Source organism: Telmatobacter sp. DSM 110680 (assembly GCF_039994875.1).
Lineage (GTDB): Bacteria > Acidobacteriota > Terriglobia > Terriglobales > Acidobacteriaceae > Telmatobacter.
The window spans coordinates 2,506,928-2,529,379 of the sequence record NZ_CP121196.1 but is presented as its reverse complement, the minus strand read 5'-3'; the positions used below and the strand labels follow the sequence as shown (position 1 = coordinate 2,529,379).

The 22,452-nt window shown below is 56.6% G+C and carries 19 protein-coding genes; 5 read left to right on the top strand and 14 right to left on the bottom strand.

The genetic code is table 11. From position 1 onward, the window contains the following. Positions 1 to 49 precede the first annotated feature (49 nt). Both ahcY and glsA read left to right on the top strand, forming a co-directional pair. On the top strand, positions 50 to 1,474 hold the full coding sequence (gene ahcY, locus P8935_RS10430) for an adenosylhomocysteinase (protein ID WP_348264932.1): 1,425 nt from the start codon (positions 50 to 52) through the stop codon (positions 1,472 to 1,474). A 244-nt stretch (positions 1,475 to 1,718) separates the two neighbouring features. After that, positions 1,719 to 2,744, top strand: a complete 1,026-nt coding sequence (gene glsA / locus P8935_RS10425; protein ID WP_348264931.1) for a glutaminase A — start codon at positions 1,719 to 1,721, stop codon at positions 2,742 to 2,744. Between the two features lie 13 nt (positions 2,745 to 2,757). On the opposite strand, the gene P8935_RS10420 is transcribed toward glsA, so the two are convergent. The 9 genes from P8935_RS10420 to P8935_RS10380 all read right to left on the bottom strand — a co-directional run bounded on the left by P8935_RS10420 (position 2,758) and on the right by P8935_RS10380 (position 11,884). Beyond that, positions 2,758 to 3,348 carry a hypothetical protein gene (locus P8935_RS10420; RefSeq protein ID WP_348264930.1) on the bottom strand — a complete coding sequence of 197 codons (591 nt, stop codon included), beginning with the start codon at positions 3,346 to 3,348 and terminating at the stop codon, positions 2,758 to 2,760. Between the two features lie 90 nt (positions 3,349 to 3,438). Further along, positions 3,439 to 4,260, bottom strand: coding sequence for a glutaminyl-peptide cyclotransferase (locus P8935_RS10415; protein ID WP_348264929.1), 822 nt, complete (start codon positions 4,258 to 4,260; stop codon positions 3,439 to 3,441). After that, a complete protein-coding gene (locus tag P8935_RS10410; protein WP_348264928.1) occupies positions 4,257 to 4,571 on the bottom strand; it encodes a hypothetical protein in 315 nt (104 codons plus the stop codon). The genes P8935_RS10415 and P8935_RS10410 overlap by 4 nt, the downstream gene beginning before the upstream one ends. A gap of 37 nt (positions 4,572 to 4,608) precedes the next feature. Continuing rightward, positions 4,609 to 5,916, bottom strand: coding sequence for an NCS2 family permease (locus P8935_RS10405; RefSeq protein WP_348264927.1), 1,308 nt, complete (start codon positions 5,914 to 5,916; stop codon positions 4,609 to 4,611). 81 nt (positions 5,917 to 5,997) lie between these two features. Further along, a complete protein-coding gene (locus P8935_RS10400; protein ID WP_348264926.1) occupies positions 5,998 to 7,230 on the bottom strand; it encodes a sodium:proton antiporter in 1,233 nt (410 codons plus the stop codon). A gap of 78 nt (positions 7,231 to 7,308) precedes the next feature. After that, positions 7,309 to 8,298 (bottom strand): porphobilinogen synthase, encoded by a 990-nt coding sequence (hemB, locus tag P8935_RS10395; protein ID WP_348264925.1) that lies wholly within the window; start codon positions 8,296 to 8,298, stop codon positions 7,309 to 7,311. 27 nt (positions 8,299 to 8,325) lie between these two features. After that, positions 8,326 to 10,143: a bifunctional riboflavin kinase/FAD synthetase gene (locus tag P8935_RS10390; protein WP_348264924.1), complete on the bottom strand. Its 1,818-nt coding sequence runs from the start codon at positions 10,141 to 10,143 to the stop codon at positions 8,326 to 8,328. 6 nt (positions 10,144 to 10,149) lie between these two features. Then, the gene (locus P8935_RS10385) at positions 10,150 to 10,761 is read right to left on the bottom strand and encodes a DUF1844 domain-containing protein (RefSeq protein ID WP_348264923.1); all 612 of its coding nucleotides are present in this window, start codon (positions 10,759 to 10,761) and stop codon (positions 10,150 to 10,152) included. A gap of 25 nt (positions 10,762 to 10,786) precedes the next feature. After that, on the bottom strand, positions 10,787 to 11,884 hold the full coding sequence (locus P8935_RS10380; protein ID WP_348264922.1) for a folate-binding protein: 1,098 nt from the start codon (positions 11,882 to 11,884) through the stop codon (positions 10,787 to 10,789). A 129-nt stretch (positions 11,885 to 12,013) separates the two neighbouring features. Here P8935_RS10380 and P8935_RS10375 point away from each other — a divergent pair, with 129 nt between their 5' ends. After that, complete coding sequence (locus P8935_RS10375; RefSeq protein WP_348264921.1) at positions 12,014 to 13,726, top strand: hypothetical protein; 1,713 nt, start codon at positions 12,014 to 12,016, stop codon at positions 13,724 to 13,726. Positions 13,727 to 13,794: 68 nt separating this feature from the next. After that, on the top strand, positions 13,795 to 14,727 hold the full coding sequence (locus P8935_RS10370; protein ID WP_348264920.1) for an FN3 associated domain-containing protein: 933 nt from the start codon (positions 13,795 to 13,797) through the stop codon (positions 14,725 to 14,727). Positions 14,728 to 14,778: 51 nt separating this feature from the next. On the opposite strand, the gene P8935_RS10365 is transcribed toward P8935_RS10370, so the two are convergent. From P8935_RS10365 to P8935_RS10350, 4 genes are all read right to left on the bottom strand, one after another. After that, positions 14,779 to 15,825, bottom strand: coding sequence for an ATP-grasp domain-containing protein (locus P8935_RS10365; RefSeq protein ID WP_348264919.1), 1,047 nt, complete (start codon positions 15,823 to 15,825; stop codon positions 14,779 to 14,781). A gap of 39 nt (positions 15,826 to 15,864) precedes the next feature. Further along, positions 15,865 to 16,878, bottom strand: a complete 1,014-nt coding sequence (locus tag P8935_RS10360) for a putative zinc-binding metallopeptidase (RefSeq protein WP_348264918.1) — start codon at positions 16,876 to 16,878, stop codon at positions 15,865 to 15,867. Positions 16,879 to 16,981: 103 nt separating this feature from the next. After that, positions 16,982 to 18,064, bottom strand: a complete 1,083-nt coding sequence (locus P8935_RS10355; RefSeq protein ID WP_348264917.1) for an AI-2E family transporter — start codon at positions 18,062 to 18,064, stop codon at positions 16,982 to 16,984. A gap of 27 nt (positions 18,065 to 18,091) precedes the next feature. Continuing rightward, complete coding sequence (locus P8935_RS10350) at positions 18,092 to 18,859, bottom strand: TIGR00266 family protein (RefSeq protein ID WP_348264916.1); 768 nt, start codon at positions 18,857 to 18,859, stop codon at positions 18,092 to 18,094. A gap of 173 nt (positions 18,860 to 19,032) precedes the next feature. Here P8935_RS10350 and P8935_RS10345 point away from each other — a divergent pair, with 173 nt between their 5' ends. After that, a complete protein-coding gene (locus P8935_RS10345) occupies positions 19,033 to 19,929 on the top strand; it encodes an alpha/beta hydrolase family protein (protein WP_348264915.1) in 897 nt (298 codons plus the stop codon). A 6-nt stretch (positions 19,930 to 19,935) separates the two neighbouring features. Here P8935_RS10345 and bglX read toward each other — a convergent pair whose 3' ends face one another. After that, complete coding sequence (gene bglX, locus P8935_RS10340) at positions 19,936 to 22,434, bottom strand: beta-glucosidase BglX (protein WP_348264914.1); 2,499 nt, start codon at positions 22,432 to 22,434, stop codon at positions 19,936 to 19,938. Positions 22,435 to 22,452 lie beyond the last annotated feature (18 nt).

Genomic DNA, 22,452 nt, shown 5'->3' with positions numbered 1-22,452 from the left:
TTCTGGTACACATCAATATATCACGATGCGTCGATATAAGGAGAACTGAATGGCTTCCTCAACCCTGGAAATGACCGAATACAAAGTCGCAGATCTTTCGCTGGCCGATTGGGGCCGCAAGGAAATTTCAATTGCCGAACACGAGATGCCGGGCTTGATGGCGATTCGCAACAAGTACTCGGCCGAGAAGCCGCTGAAGGGTGTGCGCATCACGGGTTCGCTGCACATGACCATTCAAACCGCGGTGCTGATCGAGACGCTCGTTAGCCTGGGCGCGGAAGTGCGCTGGGCAAGCTGCAACATCTTTTCGACGCAGGATCACGCAGCGGCAGCGATCGCGGCCAGCGGCGTCCCGGTGTTTGCGTGGAAGGGTGAGAGTCTTGAAGATTATTGGGACTGCACCTACAAGGCGTTGAGTTTCAAGGGCGGCAAGGGTCCCGAGATGGTGGTGGACGATGGCGGCGACGTCACGCTGCTGATCCACAAGGGCTATGAGCTTGAGAACGGCGACAAGTGGGTTGATACACCTTCAGGCAATCACGAAGAGCAGGTGATCAAAGATCTGCTGAAGAAGGTTTACGCCGAAGACAAGCAGCACTGGCACAAGGTTGTGAAGGAATGGCGCGGTGTTTCTGAAGAGACGACAACGGGCGTTCACCGGCTCTATCAAATGCTGGAGAAGGGCACGCTGCTTGTTCCGGCTATCAACGTCAACGATTCTGTTACCAAGTCGAAGTTCGACAATCTCTACGGCTGCCGCGAGTCGCTGGCCGACGGCATCAAGCGTGCGACCGACGTGATGGTGGCTGGCAAGGTCGCGGTGGTTTGCGGATACGGCGATGTGGGCAAGGGCTGCTCGCACTCTCTACGCGGGATGGGCGCACGCGTGATTGTGACCGAGGTTGATCCGATCAATGCGCTGCAGGCGGCGATGGAAGGCTTTGAAGTCACCACCATTGAAGACACGCTGGGACGCGGCGATATTTACGTCACCTGCACGGGCAACGTGGACATCATCACGCTCGAGCACATGAAGAAGATGAAGGACCAGGCGATCGTCTGCAACATCGGACACTTCGATAACGAGATCCAAGTCGACCGGCTCAACACGGAAAAGGGCGTGGAGAAGCTGAACATCAAGCCGCAGGTGGACAAGTACCACTTCCCCGACGGGCACGAGATCTTCATGCTGGCCGAAGGACGTCTCGTCAACCTTGGCTGCGCTACCGGCCATCCCAGCTTCGTGATGTCGAACAGCTTTGCCAACCAGACGTTGGCGCAGCTCGACCTCTGGAAGAACAAGGACACCTACAAGGTGAACGTGTACACGCTGCCCAAGAAGCTGGATGAGGAAGTAGCGCGGCTGCATCTTGAGAAGATCGGCGTGAAGCTGACGACACTCTCGAAGAAGCAGGCTGACTACATCGGCGTGCCGGTGGAAGGCCCATACAAGCCGGAGTTCTACAGGTATTAGAAGCAGTTGTCAGGGAAAAGTGGACTGTGAAAAGCCCCGGCTCAATGCCGGGGCTTTTCTTTATGCGTTCCTGATATGGTTTTCGAGCTTTGTGTCTTAGTATTACTTCACTCCAAGTTTTCTTCTTAGCTTTTCCAGCACATTTTTCAGTGATCCGAACCGGATCCTCTCGGTATTGCGGTCCACTTCTGTCCAGCTGCAAGGGCTCCCAGATTTTCGATTTCAACGCACGGAGAAGGTCGCTATGCAGAGCACGGCAGGTAGTGAGAGTGCGAATAACGGCATGCCTGAGAATGGTGTGACACCGTGGCTTGGATCGCAGATTCAGAAGGTCCTTGATAGCATCTACGCAAAATACAAGGACGTCGATGACGGTGTCGTAGCGACATATATCCCGGAGTTGGGGAAGGCTGACCCAAAGAAATTCGGAATCTGCCTGGCTACAGTAGAAGGCGAAGTCTTTACGGCTGGCGACTGGGATACCGAATTCACGATCCAATCAATGTGCAAACCTTTCGCGTTCCAGTTAGCTTTAGAGCGACACGGCTCAGAGAAGACACTAAAGCATGTAGGTGTGGAGCCGAGCGGTGAAGCATTCAATTCGATTGAGTTTGACCAGAAAACGGGACGGCCCTTCAATCCTATGGTGAATGCTGGGGCGATTGCGGTCTCGTCACTCATCAAGCAGAAGCCCGTGGAGGCAGGTGTGGACGCCTTCCTCGAAACGATGGGAAAAGCTGCCGGGCGCAAACTACGTATCGATGAATCGGTGTTGGCTTCAGAGACCTTGACAGGCAACCGCAATCGGGCGATCGCTTACATGTTGCTGAACTCGGGCATCATCGACGAAGAAGTGCACGAATCACTTCATCAGTATTTTGCGCAGTGCTCGATGCTCGTGAATTGCAGAGATCTGGCGATGATGGCGGCAACGATGGCAAACATCGGGAATCAACCGGAGACGGGCGAACGTGTTTTTGATTTCCAACTGATCAAGTATGTAATGGCGGTTATGTTCAGTTGCGGACTCTATGACTACGCAGGTAACTGGGCGTTTGAAGTGGGCGTTCCGGCGAAGAGCGGCGTGTCCGGCGGCATTTTCGCTTGCGTCAACCGGCAGCTTGGCGTTGGTGTGTACTCACCCAAACTGGATGCGCAGGGAAACAGCGTTCGCGGAATACTGGCGTGCAAGGAACTGGCGAGTCACCTGGGGATGCATGCATTCGACTTCAGCAACGTGGGGTCGAGCTTCATGCAGTGGCTGCTGTGATCAGTTCGAACTGCTAATTCGGTTTGCGACCGAACACGCGGTGATAGATGCGCTCCGGCGCGCTGTGCATTAGCCGTGTCTGCTCGGATTTTAGAGCAGCGTAGGAGCGCTTGACGTAGACATCGAACTCCGGCGGCCAGCCAATGGTGGACCGGCGTTCGACATAATCTCCCTCAGCCCATTTGGCCAGTACGGCCTTGTATCCGACAACGTGAGTGACGAAGTCGAGCAGGCATTGGGGCATCCGCTCTTCGACAATCAAGTGCGCTTTTTCAATAATGACTCGTTCGCGAATGTCGTTCAGGGGCATGAAGATGGTGTTCATCCACAGCATCCACTCCTTCATTTCAGAATCGAGAATGGGTTCGCTTTGAAGCTTGCCCTGGCGCTTGAGGAGGGATCGGTAAGCGATGTCGCCGGCCTCCGAGGCGACATAGAGCGGGCCATAGAACTCGTTGATTCGTTTGTTCACGAGTTCCAGTTTGTCGCGCCGGCGGGCAAGCATATGGGCGCTGAGCGAGGTGATGAGATAACCGCTCAGGGCAAGAATGACGGTGAGAATAGCAGCGTTCTGGAGCACAGTGGGAACCGACATCAGGTCCATGGAGAGCCCTTACCTTGGCGAAAAGTATACGCGGGCATTTTACGGGCGTTCTGTGATTGCCGACAGGGTTAGGAGGGGATCGGGATCTGACTATTTGGAGTGCTGAACCGGGACGAGCTTTGCCTTTTCAGGAACAAGCGTTATTTCGAAGATTTTTGGCCAGAGCTTTCCGGTCACGAAAAGGCGGTCACGGGCAGCGTCGTAAGCAATGCCGTTGAGCACGGCTTCATCGTCGGTGAGTTGGCTGCGCGGCATGAGGCCCTTAAGGTCGATCCAGCCGATAACGCGGCCCGACGCGGGGGAGATGCGGGCGATGCGGTCAGTGTGCCAAACGTTGGCGTAGATTTCACCATGGATGAATTCGAGTTCGTTGAGTTCCGTTACCGCCTTGCCATTGTCTTTAACAGTGATGCGACGGGTTTCGTGGAAAGTTTCTGGGTCGAAGAAGTGCAGAGTGGCGGAGCCGTCACTCAGGATGAGCGATTTTGCATCATGCGTCAGACCCCAACCTTCTTCCGGATAGGAGAAGGTGCGGAGAACGCGAAAAGTGGCGCGATCGTAGACGAGCGCAACATGCGATTGCCAAGTTAGTTGCACCAGAGTGTTCTTCCACTCCGTGAGGCCTTCCGCGAAATATTTGTCTGACACAAGTTGCATGCGGAGGATGCGCCCGGTTTCAAGATCTTCTTCGCGCAAAGAGGAGTGGCCTTCCTTGCCTGTGCTTTCGTAGAGGTGTCCATCGACGTAAATCAGGCCCTGTGTGAAGGCCTGCTGGTCGTGCGGGTAGGTGCGGACTATGCGGTATGTTTGTGATGTTTGGGCCGAAGTATTGGAAACGGGTGCAAAAACGAGCACAAACAGGACAATAAGCCAGCACGATTGGAGACATGCTCTAAGTTTCTGAAATTTCATTTGCCACCGTGGAGAGGCCCGAATATGCGTGCCGATATCACGGACATCATCAGCACGCCAGTGCCGAACACAAGCGCGTGTTGAACCTTGTAGAGATCAAAACTGCCGACGCGGAAGATGAGCAGCCAGGAAAGCAGAATATTGAAGAAACCCCAGATCACGTTGACCGTAGATGAAGACAAACCTTTGCCAGGCGGCTTGGCGAAGGGAGTCTGGAATGGTCGGCCGGAGACTCCGTTGATGAGGTGCGGGGATGCGTTAGCAAGGAATGCTCCGCCAAAGAAATATGCCGGATAGATGTACCAATGCATGGTTGTCAGCGCTCGCCGCTGAAAGATACCCCTTATTTTAGCTCGCGCCGAGGTAAACGAAGCGCAAGGCGAAGAGGACGGCGAGGATGTAGAGCAGCCAATCCTGCTTGCGCCAGTTGCCAGTGGCGATGTGGAGAACTGCCCACGCGATGATGCCGAAACCGAGGCCGTTTGCGATGGAGTAGGTAAGAGGGATGAGGATTAACGTGAGGAACGCCGGCAAGGCTACCAGCGGCTCATGCCATCGGATCTCGGTAATGGTGGCGAGCATCAATGACCCAACGAGAATGAGCGCGGGCGCGGTGGCTGCGGCGGGAACTACGCCGACGAAGGGCGCCGCACCGACGGCGATCAGGAACAGTAGGCCGGTCACGATGGCGGTAACGCCGGAGCGGCCTCCGGCGGCCACTCCGGCGGTGGACTCGACGTAACTCGTCACCGTGGACGTTCCGGTCATTGAGCCGAAGACGGTGGCAGTGGCATCGGCGAAGAGGATGCGATTAAGTCGCGGAATGGAGTGATCGGGGGCGATGAGTCCGGCACGTTTGGTGACAGCGACGAGCGTGCCGAGGTTGTCAAAGAGGTCGACAAAGAAGAATACGAAGATGATTTCGAGGAGGCCCTTGTTGAGCGCACCGCGGATGTCGAGTTTGAGAAAGGTGGAGCCGAGCGCCTGGATGCCGCCACCGGTAGGCGTCCAATGCACAAGGCCGAGGGCCCATGCGATTGCCGTGGTGGTGACGACGCCGATGAGGATGGAGCCACGGACTTTTTTGATTTCAAGCGCGACCATCAGGGCGAGTCCGAACAGCGCCAGGGCGGTGGTGGGGTTGCGGATGTTGCCGAGACCCACAAAGGTGGCTGGATCGCTGACGACGAGGCCCGCGTTGCGGAAACCGATGAAGGCAATGAAGAGACCGATGCCGCTAGCGACGGCCGCGTAGAGTTCATGCGGGATTGACCGCAGAATCATCTGCCGAATACCAGCGGCAGTGAGCGCGAGAAAGATGATGCCGGAAAGAAACACTGCACCGAGCGCTGTCTGCCATGGAATATGCATTTTGAGGCAAACAGTGTAAGTGAAGTAGGCATTAAGGCCCATGCCGGGAGCGAGCGCGATGGGATAACGCGCGACGACACCCATGAGAATGGAACCGAACGCTGCAGAGAGACATGTGGCTGCAGTGACGGCAGGCAGAGGAACTCCGGCGGCGGCGAGGATGGCAGGATTGACGAGCACGATGTAGGCCATCGTAAGAAACGTCGTTATGCCGGCCAGGATTTCGGTGCGCCAGTTGGTCCCGAGATGTTTGAATTCAAAATAGCGTTCTAAGAATGAGAGCATTTGCGGTGCTCTTAGAAGAGCACAGGCACGGCGCATCGCAAAGGAATTTGTGCGGGAGAGATAAGGATGCTGTAAGGAAATTCAGGCGGCAAGTTTTTGAGATTTACGAGAACGAAGAATCCAATCCATGGATCCACCCTGGATGACGATGGAGAAGACGACGACGAGGTAGGTTGCGCCGAGAATCCATGAGCGGCCGTAGGCTTCGGGGACCGAAAGGGCGAGTGCGATGGAGAGTCCGCCGCGCAGGCCGCCCCAGGTAAGGACGAATAGCGAGCTACGGGAATCCGGCCGGCAGATGCGCGCCACAAGAAGCAACAAGGCAACCGCTCCGAAGCGAACGATATTGACAGCCGCAATGGCACCGAGACCCGCGCGAATTGTGGTTTTATCGAGGCTGATTGCCATGACTTCAAGACCGAGCAGAACGAAGAGCACGCAGTTCTGAACTTCGTCAATGACTTCCCAGAACCGATCGACTTCACCGATGTTGCGATCGCCGGGAAGACAGCGGCAAAAATGGCGCAGTGCGATTCCTGCCACGACGGCTTCGAGTGGTGCGGAAAGGTGGAGCGTGTCGGCAAGAACATATCCGCCGAATGCGAGCGATATGGTGAAGAGAATGTCGATCTGGTAGGAGTCGAGGAGGCGCATCAGCCGGGATGTAATGAATGCAGCGGCGATTCCAACCAGGACTGCTCCGCCTGCCTTGGCGACGAGAAGGGCTGCGACATGCCATGGTGTGGTGGCGTCTCCGCGTGCGATGGCCAGCATGGTAATAAAGAGCACTGCTCCAATGCCGTCATTGAAGAGGGATTCGCCGGCCAACTGTGCCTGTATGCGCTTGGGAACGCCGGTGCGCCGCAGCATTTCAAGAACGGCAATCGGGTCGGTAGGTGAGATGAGAGCGCCAAAGATGAAGCACTCCATCCACGGCAATCGGCCAAGACTCAGTGCGTGCATGAAGACGGCAACGAGAAAAAAGCAGACGGTCGTTCCGACTACGGAAAGAAGTGAAACTGTGAACTTCTCTTTAGCGAGTTGCTCGAGATCGAGAAGAAAGGCGCCGGCAAACAGGAGCAGGGGCAACATGCCGTGGAGAATCAGGGTTTCAAAATCGACGTGGCGCATCAGTTCCGCCGCCCAGTTGTGAATCGAAGGGATGCGGGTGGCTGCGAGGGTAAGTGCCGAAGACACAAGCACAGTGAGGAGCATGGTGCCGATGGTGATGGGAAGGCGCAACCAGCGTGAGCTTACGAGGCCGAAGATGGCCGCTGTCGCGAATAGCATGCTCAGGATTGCGAGAGTGCTCATGCGTACGTTGACCTTTTCGGGCGCGATTGCGCAGGACAGGTCTCTCCATCGTACAGAAAGCCGAGTCTTACGATATCGCTATAGAAGCTTGGCGGCGTCCTTGGCGAAGTAGGTGACGATGAAATCGGCGCCGGCGCGGCGGATGCCTACGAGCGACTCAAGCATGGTGCGATCGCGTTCGAGCCAGCCCTTTTCAAACGCGGCGTGGAGCATGGAGTACTCACCGGAGACCTGGTAGGCACCGATCGGCACATCGAAGTTTTCGCGCGCCGCGTGTACCACGTCGAGGTAGGGCATGGCCGGCTTCATCAAGATCATGTCGGCGCCCTCTTCGAGGTCGAGGTCGATTTCGCGCATGGCTTCGCGCAGATTGGCACCATCCATCTGGTAGCTGCGGCGGTCGCCGAATTGCGGCGCTGAGTCCGCGGCTTCACGGAAAGGTCCATAAAACGCGGAGGCGAACTTTGAGGCGTAGCTGAGGATTGGGGTGTTGGCGTTGCCGTCGGCATCGAGTGCTTCGCGGATGGCGGCAACCCGGCCGTCCATCATATCGGAGGGAGCGACAATATCGGCGCCGGCGCGCGCGAGGCTTGCGCCCGTGCAAGCGAGCAGTTCAAGCGACGGATCGTTGTCGACGTCGTAGCCACCGTCCTTGGTTTGCATCACAACGCCACAATGGCCGTGGCTGGTGTACTCGCAGAGGCAGACGTCGGCGATGAGGACCAGTTTCTTTGACGCGGAGTTTTTCTTGAAGGCGCGAAGGGCCTGTTGAACGATGCCGTTGTCGTCCCATGCTCCGGTAGCTTTTTCATCTTTACTGTCGGGAAGGCCAAAGAGCAGCAGGCCGCCTATTCCAAGAGAAACGGCCTCTTCGGCTTCGCGAACGGCCTGGTCTACCGAGATGTTGAAGACGCCGGGCATGGAACTTACGGGGTTGCGCACGCCTTCGCCGGGGCAGATGAAGAGGGGGTAGATCAGATCGCCGGGGTTGAGCGTGGTTTCGCGGACCAGCGCACGAAGCGACTCAGTGCGACGCAAGCGGCGCAGGCGCATTTCAGGGAATGGCATGGGTAAATTGTAAGCCAGCGTAGATCACTAGCGGAGTGACGGATCCCCTTGACGGAGCGATGCGATTTGGAAATAACGCTTCGCGCGGGCGACATCTTTGAAAATCTGGGCCTTGAGAACCTCGGTTGACGGCCACTGCATTTCACCGCGCAGGCGAAGCAGGAAATCGAGGCGCAGCGGGGTTTCGTCAGTGAGTTCGACGGGGGTGAAGTTGAGGATGTGAGTCTCTACGCCGAAGCCCACGCCTTCAAAGGTGGGGCGATTGCCCACGTCTGTCACTGCTTCAAAGCATTGGTCGTCGATGGTGAGACGGGTAACGTAGACGCCGAAGCCGGGCAGAAGTCCTTCGTAGGGTGCGAGATTCACGGTTGGTACCAACAGTTTTGTGCCGACTCCACGGCCCTTGGCGGGGTGCGAATGCACACCGAAGACGCGCCCCAGCATCCAGCGGGCGCGCCTTACATCGCCTTCTGCAACATGGCTGCGGACGGCGGAACTTGATACTTCCAGTCCATGAACGCGGACCGGAGCATGCACATGCACGGCAAATCCAAACTCTTCTCCGAAGACTCGCAGTTCCGCAATGCCGGCCTTTGCTCCGTGCCCGAAGCGGAAGTTGCCGCCTTCATGGATTCCACGGACCTTCAACAGGCCGATGAGAACGTTTCGCACGAAATCTTCGGCACTCACGCGGGAAAGCGCTTCATCAAAGGGCAGCACGAGGATAGCGTCTACACCGGTTTTGGCCAGCAGGCGCAGGCGTTCGGGAAGGAAGGTGAGCAGTTTGGGTGCTTCTTTGGGGTAGAGAAACTGGGCGGGATGCGGATTGAAGGTGATGGCGATGGAGCGCATGCCACGCTGTTTTGCTTCGGCGGCTGCCGCTGCCAGAATTTGCTGATGGCCGCGATGAACACCGTCGAAGTTGCCGATGGCGGCGATGCAGGGGCCAAAATCGCGCGGGACTTCCTCGAGCGAACGGTAGACCGGGACAGTTGTGCTGGAGTCGATGGTTCCTATGCTGACTGTGTTGCGGGCCGTCCGGGTGGTTCTTCGATCCAGCTTGATGGGAAAACTAAGCCCGTCGTAGGCCATGCGGATGTCTTCGGGAAGCTTGGCGTTGGTATCTTCGTGGCCCAGTTCATGCGCAATGTGGGTGAGCCAGGTGTGCTTTGCGCCGATGCGTTTGGCCCATTCGACTGCTTGCTCAACGGTGGCGTGGTTGGGATGCGGTTTGTGACGGAGCGCGGAAAGCACGACGTGATCCAGACCTTCGAGCAGCGCGAAGCTTTGCTCAGGAATGCGGCTGACGTCGGTGAGGTAGGCCGTGCGCCCGAAGCGGAATCCGTTGATCGCTAGATCTCCGTGGAAGACTGGGATGCGGATGAATTCTACGCCGAGAACATCTTCACGGTCGGCGAGGGATTGCAGGTGCACGCGTGCCCGGTTGGGGTAGGTGGCTTCGGAGGAGAACGTGTAGTCGTAGATACGGCGCAGTGTTTCTTCCGTCTCCGGCGAGACGAAGAGCGGGATTTGGCCGCCTTCGCGGAACACCGTAAAGCTGAGGGGCCGCAGGTCATCGAGACCAAAGATGTGGTCAGCGTGGCCATGCGTGTAGAAGACCGCATCGACGCGAGTAAGCTTGTTGCGCAGCGCCTGTTCGCGGAAGTCGGGACCGGTGTCGATGAGAACGACGCGATCACGGGTGCCGTCGTTCCATTGCAGCAGCACGGAGGGGCGAAGTCGGCGATCGTGCGGGTTAGTGGATGTGCAAACGGCACAGTTGCACCCCAGCGTGGGAACTCCCATGGAAGTTCCGGTGCCCAGAAATGTAAGCTGGCCTTCCATCGACAGCTAGTGTTTTTCCGGTTTAGGTGGAGGGGCCTGCACGCCCTGCAACGAAATCATCTTGGTGAGTTCGAGAAACGTCATGCGGAGTTCAAACAAGACGGTGTCGAGCATGCGCCGCTCGGTATCGGTCAGATTACCTTTTGTTTTTTCTTCAACGACGCTGAGCAGATCGATGCTTTGACGGGCTCCGATGATATCTACGCGGGGGCGCTGACCTTCGGGGGTTGCGGCACCCATCTGCATTAACGCAGAGAGGTACAACTGCTGGACGAGGTGCTCAAACTTGATGGGCGGCTGGGCTCCCAGGGTTGGATTCTGAGCCCGCATCAGGTCTTCAACGCGCTGCGCCGATGCATCGTAAGCACTTGCCTGCTCACGCATCTCCTCAGCGGAGGGTAGCGGCGGCATTTCTCCGGCGAACTCCTCTTCCGGATCCGATGACGTTTCCGGCGCCGGTGCCTTCGCGCTTTCTGTTTCAACCAGTTGCGGTCCAGCAGACTTCTTTTCGGGCTCAGGGGCTGTCTCCGCCGTTGAGTGGGAAGTGCCGCTTTCCTGTTCCTCGTCCTTTTTCAATTTGCGGCGATCAATTACTTCGAATTTGGGGGTATCGCTCATAATCCAACTTTCCAGTCAATTTCGATCATAAAGCCGGAGGGGCGGGCAGAATCCTCGCGGAGGCCGTATCGGAGCCTGCGTCGTAGTTCAACGGCTGATTTTTGACCTCGGCCTCAGAGCGCACTACCCCAAGTGCGAATCGGCGTGTCGATCCCAACAGGGGCAGTTCCGCCACGCTGGTGATCGTGCCTACGGGAGCACCTTCCAGAACGAGTTCCGATCCGGGCTTCGCAAGCAGGCCGTCGAGCTCCAGTTGACGGAGATGGCGGTGCACGTTGCCGCGGGAGCGGATGCGCTCCACAATCTCCTGGCCGAGGTAGCATCCCTTGCTGAAGTGAAGGGCTCTCATCTGGGAGGTTTCCTGGGGCAGGTCGCGCTCGGCGATGTCGACGCCGTAGAGTGGAATTCCTTCCGCGATGCGGAAGGTTTCAAGGGAATCTGCGCCTATCGGGATAGCTCCGGCCGTGGACAGTGCCCGCCACAGAAGCGTCAATCCGGCGAGAGGGGCGCCAATCTCAAAGTGCTCCGCCAGAGTGCCGTAGCTATGGTAGATCCTCAGATCAAGACCATTCCATTCCACGCGCTCCATGGTCATGGGTGCGGCGGGGACAGGCAAACCCATTCGGGTTAGAACCTCGCCGGCCTGGGGCCCGATCAACCCGACAGATGTTTCCGTCGTAGAGTCCTGTCCTATTAATTCAACATCGTCCATGATGATGAAGCGATCGAGATGGGTAATTAGCTTTTCGTACTGATCGGCGGCAATCAGCAGATCCAGTGCATCGCCGTCGCGCCACACCATAAGGTCGCCCTGGATGCGTCCCTGCGCATTCAGCACCAGGTTCCAGGCTCCGCCGTTCTTGGGCAGATCGTTCACAGTGTTTGTGACCATGCCGCTTAACCAGCGAAAGCGATCTTCGCCCCGAACGTTGACTCGTCGCATCCAACCAAGATCGTGCGCTGCCGCACCTTTGGCAAGAGCCGCTATTTCGACGGCTGGCGCGTCAAATGCTTGGGCGGTCAGCGCGCCGCGGAATTCGACTAGCCGTGGTGAATTGGGTGCGGATGCAAGTTGAGTAGCCAGCGGAGTCGGGAGAGCAGTTACAGCAAGGTTCTCGGTCATAGGGGAGCAATTCACCCGCAAAGCGCGCTTTTCTGAGGAAAGCTGGCGCGGTTGCGCATCCTGATTATAGCCTTGAGATCAGATGCCGGCTTGACCCTCGCGGAGTTCCACAAACAGCAAGGAGAGAGAATGAGCAAGTTGCACCAATTCAGTACGATAGGCCGGGCGGTTTTATGGTTGACGGCCCTGCTCGGGGTAGCTGTTGGCGGTGCAAATGCGCAAACGGGTGCCCCAAAAGTCTCACCAGCGCCACAGACCTCTCCTTCCTCGCAGACATCTGAACCGCAGGCAAAGCCGGAGGGGAAAGCCGATGCCCAGGTGCCTGATAAATCAAAGGCTGGGGTCGAAGACGGGGATACGCACATCACTCCGGACCAGGCTAAGCAGCTCTTCAGTTTAGTGGACGAACTGCTGAAGTTCTCGTCGCAGGAAAGCGGCTTTCCCATCAAGAGCGAAGTGAAGCGGCAGATGACCACACGTGGTGCCGTGGAGCACTACCTGAGCGAAAAGTTCGACGAAGACGAAGATGCCAAGCGCATGCAGCGCAGCGAGATCGTACTGAAGAAATTTGGACTGCTGGATCGGGATTTTAACCTCAAGCCTTTTCTGCTGGCACTGCTGAAAGAGCAGATCGAAGCTTATTACGATCCCAAGACCAAAACGGTAAACATGCTGGACTGGATCTCAGTGGACGAGCAGAAACCGGTTCTGGCCCATGAACTGACGCATGCACTGCAAGACCAGCATCTCGATCTGGATAAGTGGAGCGACCAGACGCCTCCCGACGTCTCGCGAACGTCTTCAGAAGACAACGATCATCTTGCCAAGGACGAGCTCGATACGGCGCGGGAAGCGGTGACCGAGGGACAGGCCACGGCGGTGATGATGGACGACATGCTTAAGCCGATGGGAGAAAGCCTCATCGGCAACCCGGAGATTGTGGAATTCATCAAGAAGCGGATGTCGGGCTCGGACAACTCGCCGATGCTGGCGCGCGCTCCGCTGCTTCTATCTGAATCGCTTCTTTTTCCTTACCGGGAAGGACTGAGCTTCGAGCAGGATGTGTGGATGGACCGTGGACAGGCCGCGGCTTTTACTGGGGCTCTTGATCGGCCGCCGTCCTCGTCATGGGAGATCATGAACCCCCGCGAATACGAGCAGGGGCATGTGCCCACGGTTCCCTACTTGCCGAATATTCATCCGCTCGTCGACGCCACTTACCGTCCTTACGACATTGGCCAGGTGGGCCAACTCGATCTTCACATTCTTGCCGGGCTTTTTGGGGGCGAGAACGCAGCTCGTGATCTTACTCCGGCCTGGGATGGCGGGATCTATTGGGCGGGCCAGCGGCTCAACGCTACGCCGGCCGAACAGGCGACCACCAAGTCCATCTCCCTGTTTTATTTGTCTGCCTGGAAGAACCAGAGTTCCGCGCAGGCATTTGTGCGATTGTATGCGGATGAATTGGGGCGGAAATACTCCGGCCTGAAGGAGCAAAAAATTGCCGACAACGCCTCGAACCAAGCCGACGGCTCGATAGAGCAGGTGTTTAGCACGAATGAAGGCCCGGTCGTGATTACACGTCGCGGCAAGCTGGTATTTGTGTCAGAGAGCTTCGATGTACCGCTGGCTCGCAAACTTGCCAGCCTCATTCTGGAATCTCAGGGGAGCGGCCCTCTGCAATCGGCATCGCTCAAAGGAGGCGCGGGCCTGAACCCTGGCGAATCACTCAGCGCGCCGGTAGTGCGCTTTCTTTCGAATTGCGGGGTTACCAAAGCCGTGGTTGATGCTGCACTCAAGGTCTCTCATTCTTCCGGGCAGGTTCCTTTAGAGCAGAGATAAGAACAGATTTGCCTTGAAATCGGAGTTCAACTCTGCTGTTCTGTCTCTGACCTCCTTGGAGAATCAGAATGAGAGCCATTCCTCTGTTTGTATGTCTTGGCTTCGCCATAGCCCGCACGGCATCAGGACAGGCCTTTGGCGAATCGATCCAGTTGAGTCAGCCGTCCGTTGCCAAAACCGGGGCTGCTACAGCGGTGCCGGTTGCACCGCTCAACTCGCGTTCGGGAATGCCGCAGCAGGGCGGCGTGCAGGTCGTGAATAACAACTATCGGGGATTCCAGGACTGCCATTGTGCACAGTCGCCGGTTTTCCTTCCCAGCCCGCGAGAGATCGCGGCGGGAACGCCGGTTATTCTTTCCAGCCCTAATCCGAATGCCGTGATTTATTACACAACCGATGGTTGGACGCCGACGGAATCGTCCACTCAATATCGCGACCCGATCGTTGTAAATGCGAACACACGTATTCAGGCATTTGCCGAAGAACCGGGAAAGGCTCCCAGTCCAATCGTCGCCGCAAGCTACACGGTGAACGGGCCTGGATCGGCGCTTCCTATGGACTCCTCGGTTTCGGGATCGACAGTAACGAAGGGGACGACGATTCGCCTGCAGACCGGAAATCGCCTGACATCTGACACCACGGCGGCGGGCGATCATTTCTACCTGATGTTGGATCAAAACCTGGTGGTGAACGGCAAGATTATTGCGCCTCGGGGCATGTCGGTCGAAGCCGTCGTCACATCGGTCCAGCATGCCGGCCAAAACGGAAGGTCAGGTGTGATCGTGTTCCACACAACGAATCTGAGCGCGCATGGCGTCACGATTCCGCTGAGTGGAACGTATACGCTGGTTGCTCCCGATATCGGCTCGGAACTGAATCATATTTCGGACACGAATTTTGTGCATGTGTCTGGACCGCTCCCACCTGGGAATGAAGCGAAGATTGAGCCCGGCATGACGTTGACCGCATCGGTGGCAGCCGACGTTCCGGTGAACCAATAGTCGTCCAGTGCCAAGCATCGAGCGCCGGGTAAGGGGCGTTCGCAGTGTCGTCTACGATTGGCGAGCCATCGCAAGGTCAACGATTTCCTCAATCATTTGAGTGTAAGAGAGACCAGATTTTCTGGCGGCCATGGCAAACTCCTGACCGCTGGAAAGCCAGGGGTTTGGATTGGCTTCGATGACATACACCTCTCCCTTGTTTGATACACGCATATCGATGCGGCCATAGTCGCGAAGCTTTACGGCGCGGTAGGCCTTGATCGCGGTTTCAGTGAGTTTGGTCGCGATCTCTTCATCGAGATCTTCGGCGATCACTGACTTAGTCAACTTGTAAGCTTCGGTGTCCTTCTCGAATTTCACATCCTGGCTTGCAATCTTGGGCACTCCCTTGGGAAGCTTGGAAAGATCGAGTTCGACAAGCGGAAGGGCGCGCGCATTTTCATAATTGCCGAGGATGGATGCGTAGATTTCGCGACCTTCGATGTATTCCTCAATTAATGCGGGGGAATCGAATTCGGCTTGTATGTAGGAGACACGCTCCATCAATTCCTTCACGCTGTTAACGACGGCTGCTGCATCGATGCCGATGGAGCCGTCTTCAGACGTTGGCTTAACGATGAGCGGGAAGGCGATGTCATGCGAGTGGTCGATGTGGCCACGATAGGCTGTCGCAAACCAAGGCGACTGAATTCCGTAAAAAGCGAACATCTTTTTGGCGATGGATTTGTCCTGCGCAAGAATGTTGGCATGCGGTCCCGCGCCGGTGTACGGGATGTCGAGCAGATCGAGGAATGCGGTAACGTGCATCTCCTTGGTGTCGTCACCTGCATAGGATTCAGTGAGATTAAAGATGAGATCGGCGCCACATTTGGCTAGTCCAACGAGAGATTGCGGACGGCCATCGAGAACGTAATAAGACGGCTCGTGGCCGAGCTTCTCAAGGGCCTCGAAGATTTCTTCGCGGTCGTGTTTTACGGGCTTCTTTTTGCGCGCTGGTTTCTTCCCTTTGCGCTTTCGTGGCGTGGGAACTTCTTCCTGCACTTCGGCGGGCTCTTCTTCCCACAAGTCGTACAGTACGGTCACTTTCAATTTCGCCATGCTGCCTCCAATCGGTGCGACGACAGTTGCCGGCACTCCTCAGGGGTGAACGAACTTTCCACGTACCAGGTAATTCATGGAGAGTGCGGTTGTGTATACGGTGAACTCCGTGAGGTATTCGGACTCACGTCGAACATCCACGCGCAGACCGAGCTGTTCTACGCGTTTGCAGATAGCTTCTACGAGGCGCTTAACGATGGGGCGCTGCACGCCGCTCCAATAAGCGACCTTGTCGATGATGGGTTTGCGGTGTTGACTCAGCATCTCATGGGCTGGACGCACGCTGGTGCGCCGCTTGGGGGAGATGTTGAATATGTCAGCGAGGTCGGCGTCGAGCGCCAGTTCCTCGACCGGAATCTCCTCAGGCAGACTGAGATGATAAAACTCGCCAACCGTTGATTCCATTTCATCGACGGTGATGTCGGTGCGACCGCGACGGCGGATGGGCTCGACATCTCCAATCTTGTGCGCGATGCGATCGACGTATTGCAACTTGGATAGCGCATCCCAACCGTTGTAGCGCTTTCGCCATTGAGAGCGAGGCGTGAGCCACACAGCAAACGTTTCAGCGAAATCTTCATCGGGATGCTTTTGCGCGTACCACCCGGCCATGTGGCGGACGTATTTCCGCGAAAAGGGAATGGGGCGATAGTTATCCCGATAGGCGCGGCGAAACGGGCCGAAGAGATTGCGCCACTCGGCGGTTTTGTGCAGTTGGTAGGCGTAATTGAAGGCGTGTCCAGCCTCATGACGCATGTACATCATGATCTCGCGTGCATCTTCGAGGTCATTCATATCGCGTTCAAGCTTTGCCAGATCGGGGTTCGCGAGATAGAACGGAATTCCGATCACAGGCTCGCCGGAGGGACATCCCCATTCATCGGTCAGATAACACTGCGGACGGAATTTATGGATGCCTTTAACTTCGAGTTCGCGATAGAGCTGCTGAACAAATCGCTCGAGCGGAGAGCCCTCGAGTCTTAGCCCGAGTTCGCGAATGGGCTTGGCGAGTATCTCCTGAAATTCGGTACGAGTTTGCTCGAAATCGCGCACGGGGCTACTCAGAGTTCTACACCACAGAAGCGGATTTAGCACCCAGGGTGTACCGCTTGAGCACACAGTAGTGTTGGTTCGGTGAATTTCTTTTGGAAGCGAATTATTGGGGGCTGTCTTTGCCCACTTCTAATTTGATATCGTCTGGTTCTTTCTGGACAAGGTACTCATCGAGCAGTACTGACACCAGCACGGCAGTGGGGACCGAGACGATTGCGCCTAGAACTCCTCCAAGTTCCGAGCCAATGAGCAAAGCCACGAGGATAGACAGACCGGGGAGACCGACGCGCGTGCCCATGATGCGCGGCACCAGGAACGAGTTCTCCACCTGGATCCATACGAGGTAAAAGATCGCTATACCTAGTGCTCGCCCCCACGAATCAATGGAGGCTACCAACAACGCAAGGGCGATGCTGACGGCCGCTCCCATGACAGGAATGATATTCAGCAGCCCGGTCAATACTCCCAGGGCGTAGGCATAGCGGACATTAAGCGAGACATAAACGATGGTGCTGGCCAATCCAAGGATCAGCATCAGACTTCCCTGCCCCAGTAACCATTGCCCCATGCGTACTTCAGCGCGCTGGAGGGCGGCATCGAGACGAGGCCTCTTATCCGGCGGGAAGAACGAGAGGCCCCATCGATAGGCGACATCGCCTTCGAGAATGAAATAGACGGTAAGGATCAGGCCCATGGCAATGCCGAATACCGCGCCCGCCCAATTTTTGATTGACAACAGCAGGTAGGTTGCGGCGTTGCTGATAAAGTCCTGTATTTTCGTGCCAACTTCGTCGGTGTTGATCTGATCGGCAAAAGGAATGCGCTTCACTTTTTCGAGCATCGCCGGCAGGCGCGACGGCATGTCGTCTGCGAATTTGTGCAAGTCGCGAATTACGGGCGGAAAGGCGAGAAACCCGAAAGCTGTGAGTCCGCCAGCAACGGCAAGAAGAAGAATAAGGATGGCGCGCCCTTTGAACGGCCTAACGCGACCTATGCGAAAGCGGGATGTAGCGCGGACGACTGGAGTGAGAACTACGGCAGCCAAGGCGCTTACATAGAGCAGGAGCAAAACTGCACGCAGTTGCCACGCGAGGTAGCAGGCCACAGCAAGTGTGAAGGCGAATACGATATCGACGCGCAGATCGCGCCCGCGAATACTTTGCCTGCTCGTTTCCCGTTCTGTCACTCTTCCCCGATTCTTATCGTTTCTGTATCACTGGTCATTGCCCAGGATGGAGCCGATTACGCCTCCGAGGATGGCACCCCCCGCTGTATTGCCTACCTGGCGGCGGTCCATCGACGGAAGGTACTCGCTAATCTGATGCGCCAAACGGGATATGGGCAGCGTCTGGAGCCAAATCGTCCCTGGCCCGGTGAGGACTGCGAGGAAGATGCCATCCCCTCCGAAGATCATGTTCTTGATGCCGGGAACCATCGTTATCTGGAAGCCGACCGATGCCTGAAACGCTCCAACGTGGCCGGGGTGCACCAGCAGGACTTCGCCGGGAGCGAGGTTTTTCATTACAAGTTCGCCGGAAAGTTCAAGCCACGCCGTGCCAAGGCCGCCGATTCTCTGCAGCATGAATCCGCTGCCGCCGAAAATTCCTGCGCCTAGTGATTGTTGGAATCCGACACTAATGGTGACTTGCGGCGTGGCGCAAAGAAAGCCGTGACGATGCACCAGGTATTCCTGACCCTGGCCTAACTGAACTGGCACGATGTGTCCGGGGACCTTGGTGGCAAAGGAGACTTCGCCCGGGTACTGATTGGCACGGTACTCGGTCATGAAGAGGCTTCCGCCGCCAGCAACGCGCTTCAGGACGCCGAATAATCCGCCCCCTCCGCCCATCTGCGTATGGGTCGTCATCTGGATGGAACCGGTCATCCAGGAGAGTTCGCCGCTCTCAGAGAAGACGCTCTCGTTAGGGTCAAGTTGCACATCGAGTACGGGCATGGTGGTGCCTTGAATCCGGGTCTGCATCAGGCCTCCTATCGAAGACAGTGTACCCGGTTCATTACGCTGGACAATATCACTGGGTTCCATTTGGGCGTACTAAACGCGGATGCACTGGATGGTCCCCGTATTCCCGCTGATTCAGCGTCTTGTAAAAGCGGCGTTGTGGGACGGCGTTCAGCCCTAGAATTGTCACTCCTATGAAAATGCTGCGAACCATTGCGCCGGCGCTTTCGCTGCTTCTACTGGTTTCCGTCACGAGTTGTCGCAAAAACCCGCCCGCGCGTCCAGACCAGCCTTTCGTTGCTCCGAACGTCTCGATGCAAGACATCACATTTCATTCGCCTGCGCTGAATCGCGACATGCCCTACCGCGTATTTTTGCCCGTGCATATCGAGCAAGGAGAAAAGCTTCCCGTTGTCTATTTGCTTCATGGTGGGAACGGAGGATTTCGAGACTGGTCAAACAATTCCCAAGTATCTAGATACGCGGCGCAGGGCCTGATCCTGGTGATGCCGGAAGGTGCGTTTTCGTATTACATGAATGCGGCCGGGAAGACGGAAGACCGGTACGAGGACTACGCCTTCACCGATCTCATTTCTGACGTCGAATCTCGATTCCCAGCGGCGAATACCAGGGATAAGAGAGCAATCATTGGCATTTCCATGGGTGGTTTTGCGGCTATCAAGATCGCGTTCACGCGGCCCGAGCTGTTTGGATTTGTCGCTGCGTTTAGTCCGTCGATCGACATTCTTCATCGACGTTACAACATGAAGAGAACAGGAGAGTGGTGGAGGATTCGCACTATCTTCGGGCCTTGGGGGAGCGATGCAAGGACTGCCCGCGACCCGCTCGGACTTGTCAAAAAGGCAGAACCTTCGAAAACCCCATACATTTACCTGACCGTCGGAGAGAATGAGCCGCTGCGTGATCCGAACCAGCGATTTGCCCAGCAACTGAGAGATTCACATTTCAGCTTTGAATTTCACATCAAGCCGGGCGGTCACGATTGGGGTGAGTGGGATTCCCAAATTCCGGGGGCCTTTGAAAGCCTCATCAAGCACTCGAATATTTGCGACTCGAAACCGCATTCCTGATTCGTTTCAATCGGTGATTTTCAGCATCGTCTCGGATGTCGCCAGCGAGTTGCCACCGACCCAGATGTCGTAGGTAGTCGGTTCAATCGTCTTCTTTGCATCCACGCCGTAGAAATTCAATTCGTCGAATCCCAGTGGAAAGGTCACGTGCTTTGTCTCGCCGGGATTGAGAGTTACGCGTGCGAATCCTTTCAACTCGCGCACCGGCTGTTCCACACTGGCCTCGGTATTGCGAACGTACAGTTGCACGACCTCAGTGCCCTTCACGCTTCCCGTGTTGCTCACGTCCACGCTGACTGTAGCAATAGGCTGATGAATGTCGGCGACTTCACGCACGGGTACTGCCGCACGATCGATTGCAGGCTTGGAATAACTGAAGCGCGTGTAACTCAGTCCCCAGCCGAATGGAAAGAGCGCGGAGTTGGGTTCATCCATGTAACGGGAGACGAATTTCTCAGCCGCGTTGCGTGGCAAGATTGCCAAGTCGCCATGGGCTGGACGGCCAGTTGGCATCTGGGCGTAGTAGAGCGGTTCCTGTCCCACGGCGCGAGGAAAGCTGGAGGGGAGCTTGCCGGACGGATTTACGTCACCGAAGAGCACATCCGCAACAGCCGGACCGGCTTCGATACCGGGGCTCCACGCTTCGAGAATTGCGGGGACGTGTTCGGCGGCCCATTTCAATTCGAGCGGCCTGCCCGCCAGCACAACAAGGATCACCGGCTTGCCCGTGGCAACGACAGCCTCAAGAAGTTTCTCCTGATTGCCGGTGAAGCCGAGATGCGCACGACTGGATGCCTCGCCCTCCATCCAGTTAGTTGATTCGCCAAGCGCGAGGATGGCCACATCGGACTTACGTGCCGTTTCTACTGCCTCGGCAATCGTCTTGTCGTCGTCCGTGATGGACTGATCCGCAGATGTTGCCGTTCCGGTGAAGCTGACGCTCTTGAGAGTCTTTTCGTCTTCGCCTGACAGCAAACCGCAACCCGGCGCGAAGATCAGCTTGTCTCCGAGGCGGTCGGCGAGTGCCGACTTCAGTGTGATTACATCTTTGGGATTGCCTGCGACCGTCCATGCACCGAGCAGGTCAAGCGCATCATCTGCCATGGGACCGATGAGTGCCACCGTCTTTGCTTTTGCGCTAAGCGGCAACAGAGCACCTGCTCCCTCGACCGGATCATTCTTCAGCAAGACCATAGTCTCGTCTGCGACTTTTCGCGCAGTTTCGCGACGATCCGTTGTGGGCGAATACGCGGAGCCTACATTTGTGAAAGGGTGATCAAAGAGCCCAAGGGCAAATTTCACGCGCAGAATGCGGCGCACAGCTTCGTCGATGACTTTCTCAGAAATTTTGCCGGAGCGTACCTGCGCGGCGATTACAGTGCCATACAGATCTCCTTCCATGTCCATATCGGTGCCCGCAAGCAGAGCCTTGCGAGCTACTGTAGGACCATCGCCGATGGAATGGTTTTTAAGCTCTCCAACCGCGCCCCAGTCGGACACGACAAAGCCATCGAAACGCCATTCCTTACGAAGAATCTGGGTAAGGGTAAACGGATCTGCTGTCGCTGGGACTCCGTTGATGGAATTGAACGACGTCATCACGGTAGCCACGCCTGCATCAACGGCGGCGTGATAGGGCTTGAGATAAACCTGCCGCAGAGTCAATACGCTCATGTCGACGGCGTTGTAGTCCCGGCCGGCAATGGCCGCGCCATATGCAGCGAAATGCTTAACGCATGCGGCCACGGAATCCGGTTTCGATAGATCGCCCTGCTGATAACCATTGACCCAGGCGCGCGCCAAAGCTGAGCTGAGATAAGGATCTTCACCGTTGGACTCGATGATGCGGCCCCAGCGTGGATCGCGCGCAATATCGACCATGGGCGAGAAGACCCAGGCAATGCCGTCGGCGCGAGCTTCTTCAGCGGCTACGCGCGCTACGGTTTCCGCAGCCTGGGGATCCCAGCTTGCCGCGATGGCCAACGGCACGGGAAACGTGGTGTGGTGGCCGTGGATGACGTCGAGCCCGAAGAGAATGGGAATATGAAGGCGCGACTTCTCCACGGCGATGTGTTGATAGCGGTTGGTGCGCTCGGCGCCGACCACGTTGAGCATGGAACCCACCTGGCCTTTGGCGACCAATTCGTCATAGGTCAGGTTTGAGGCGGAAGGGCCGGTTGCAAATCCCGCTGAATATTGCACAGTCTGCCCAATTTTTTCGTCGAGCGTCATCTGTTTCAGCAGAGCTTCGACCTTGGTATCGATGTCCTTGGAGGCCAACTGAGAATTGGGCGTGGAATGGTCCTGGGCGGAAGAAGCAGCCACAGCAAACCCGGCAAACAGCATGAGAAAGACTGCATGTGGGACCGCGCAAAAACTGGACTTCATCATGTCCGGAAAATGATAAACCGTTTGAGTCGAGCCAGTCAGAAATCGGCCTGCGCAGTCATTGTCTCCTGAGGGACCAGAGCCGTTGGTTACTTCGCCGGAGGCCGCCAGATGCACTAGTCTTTGATGTGGTAC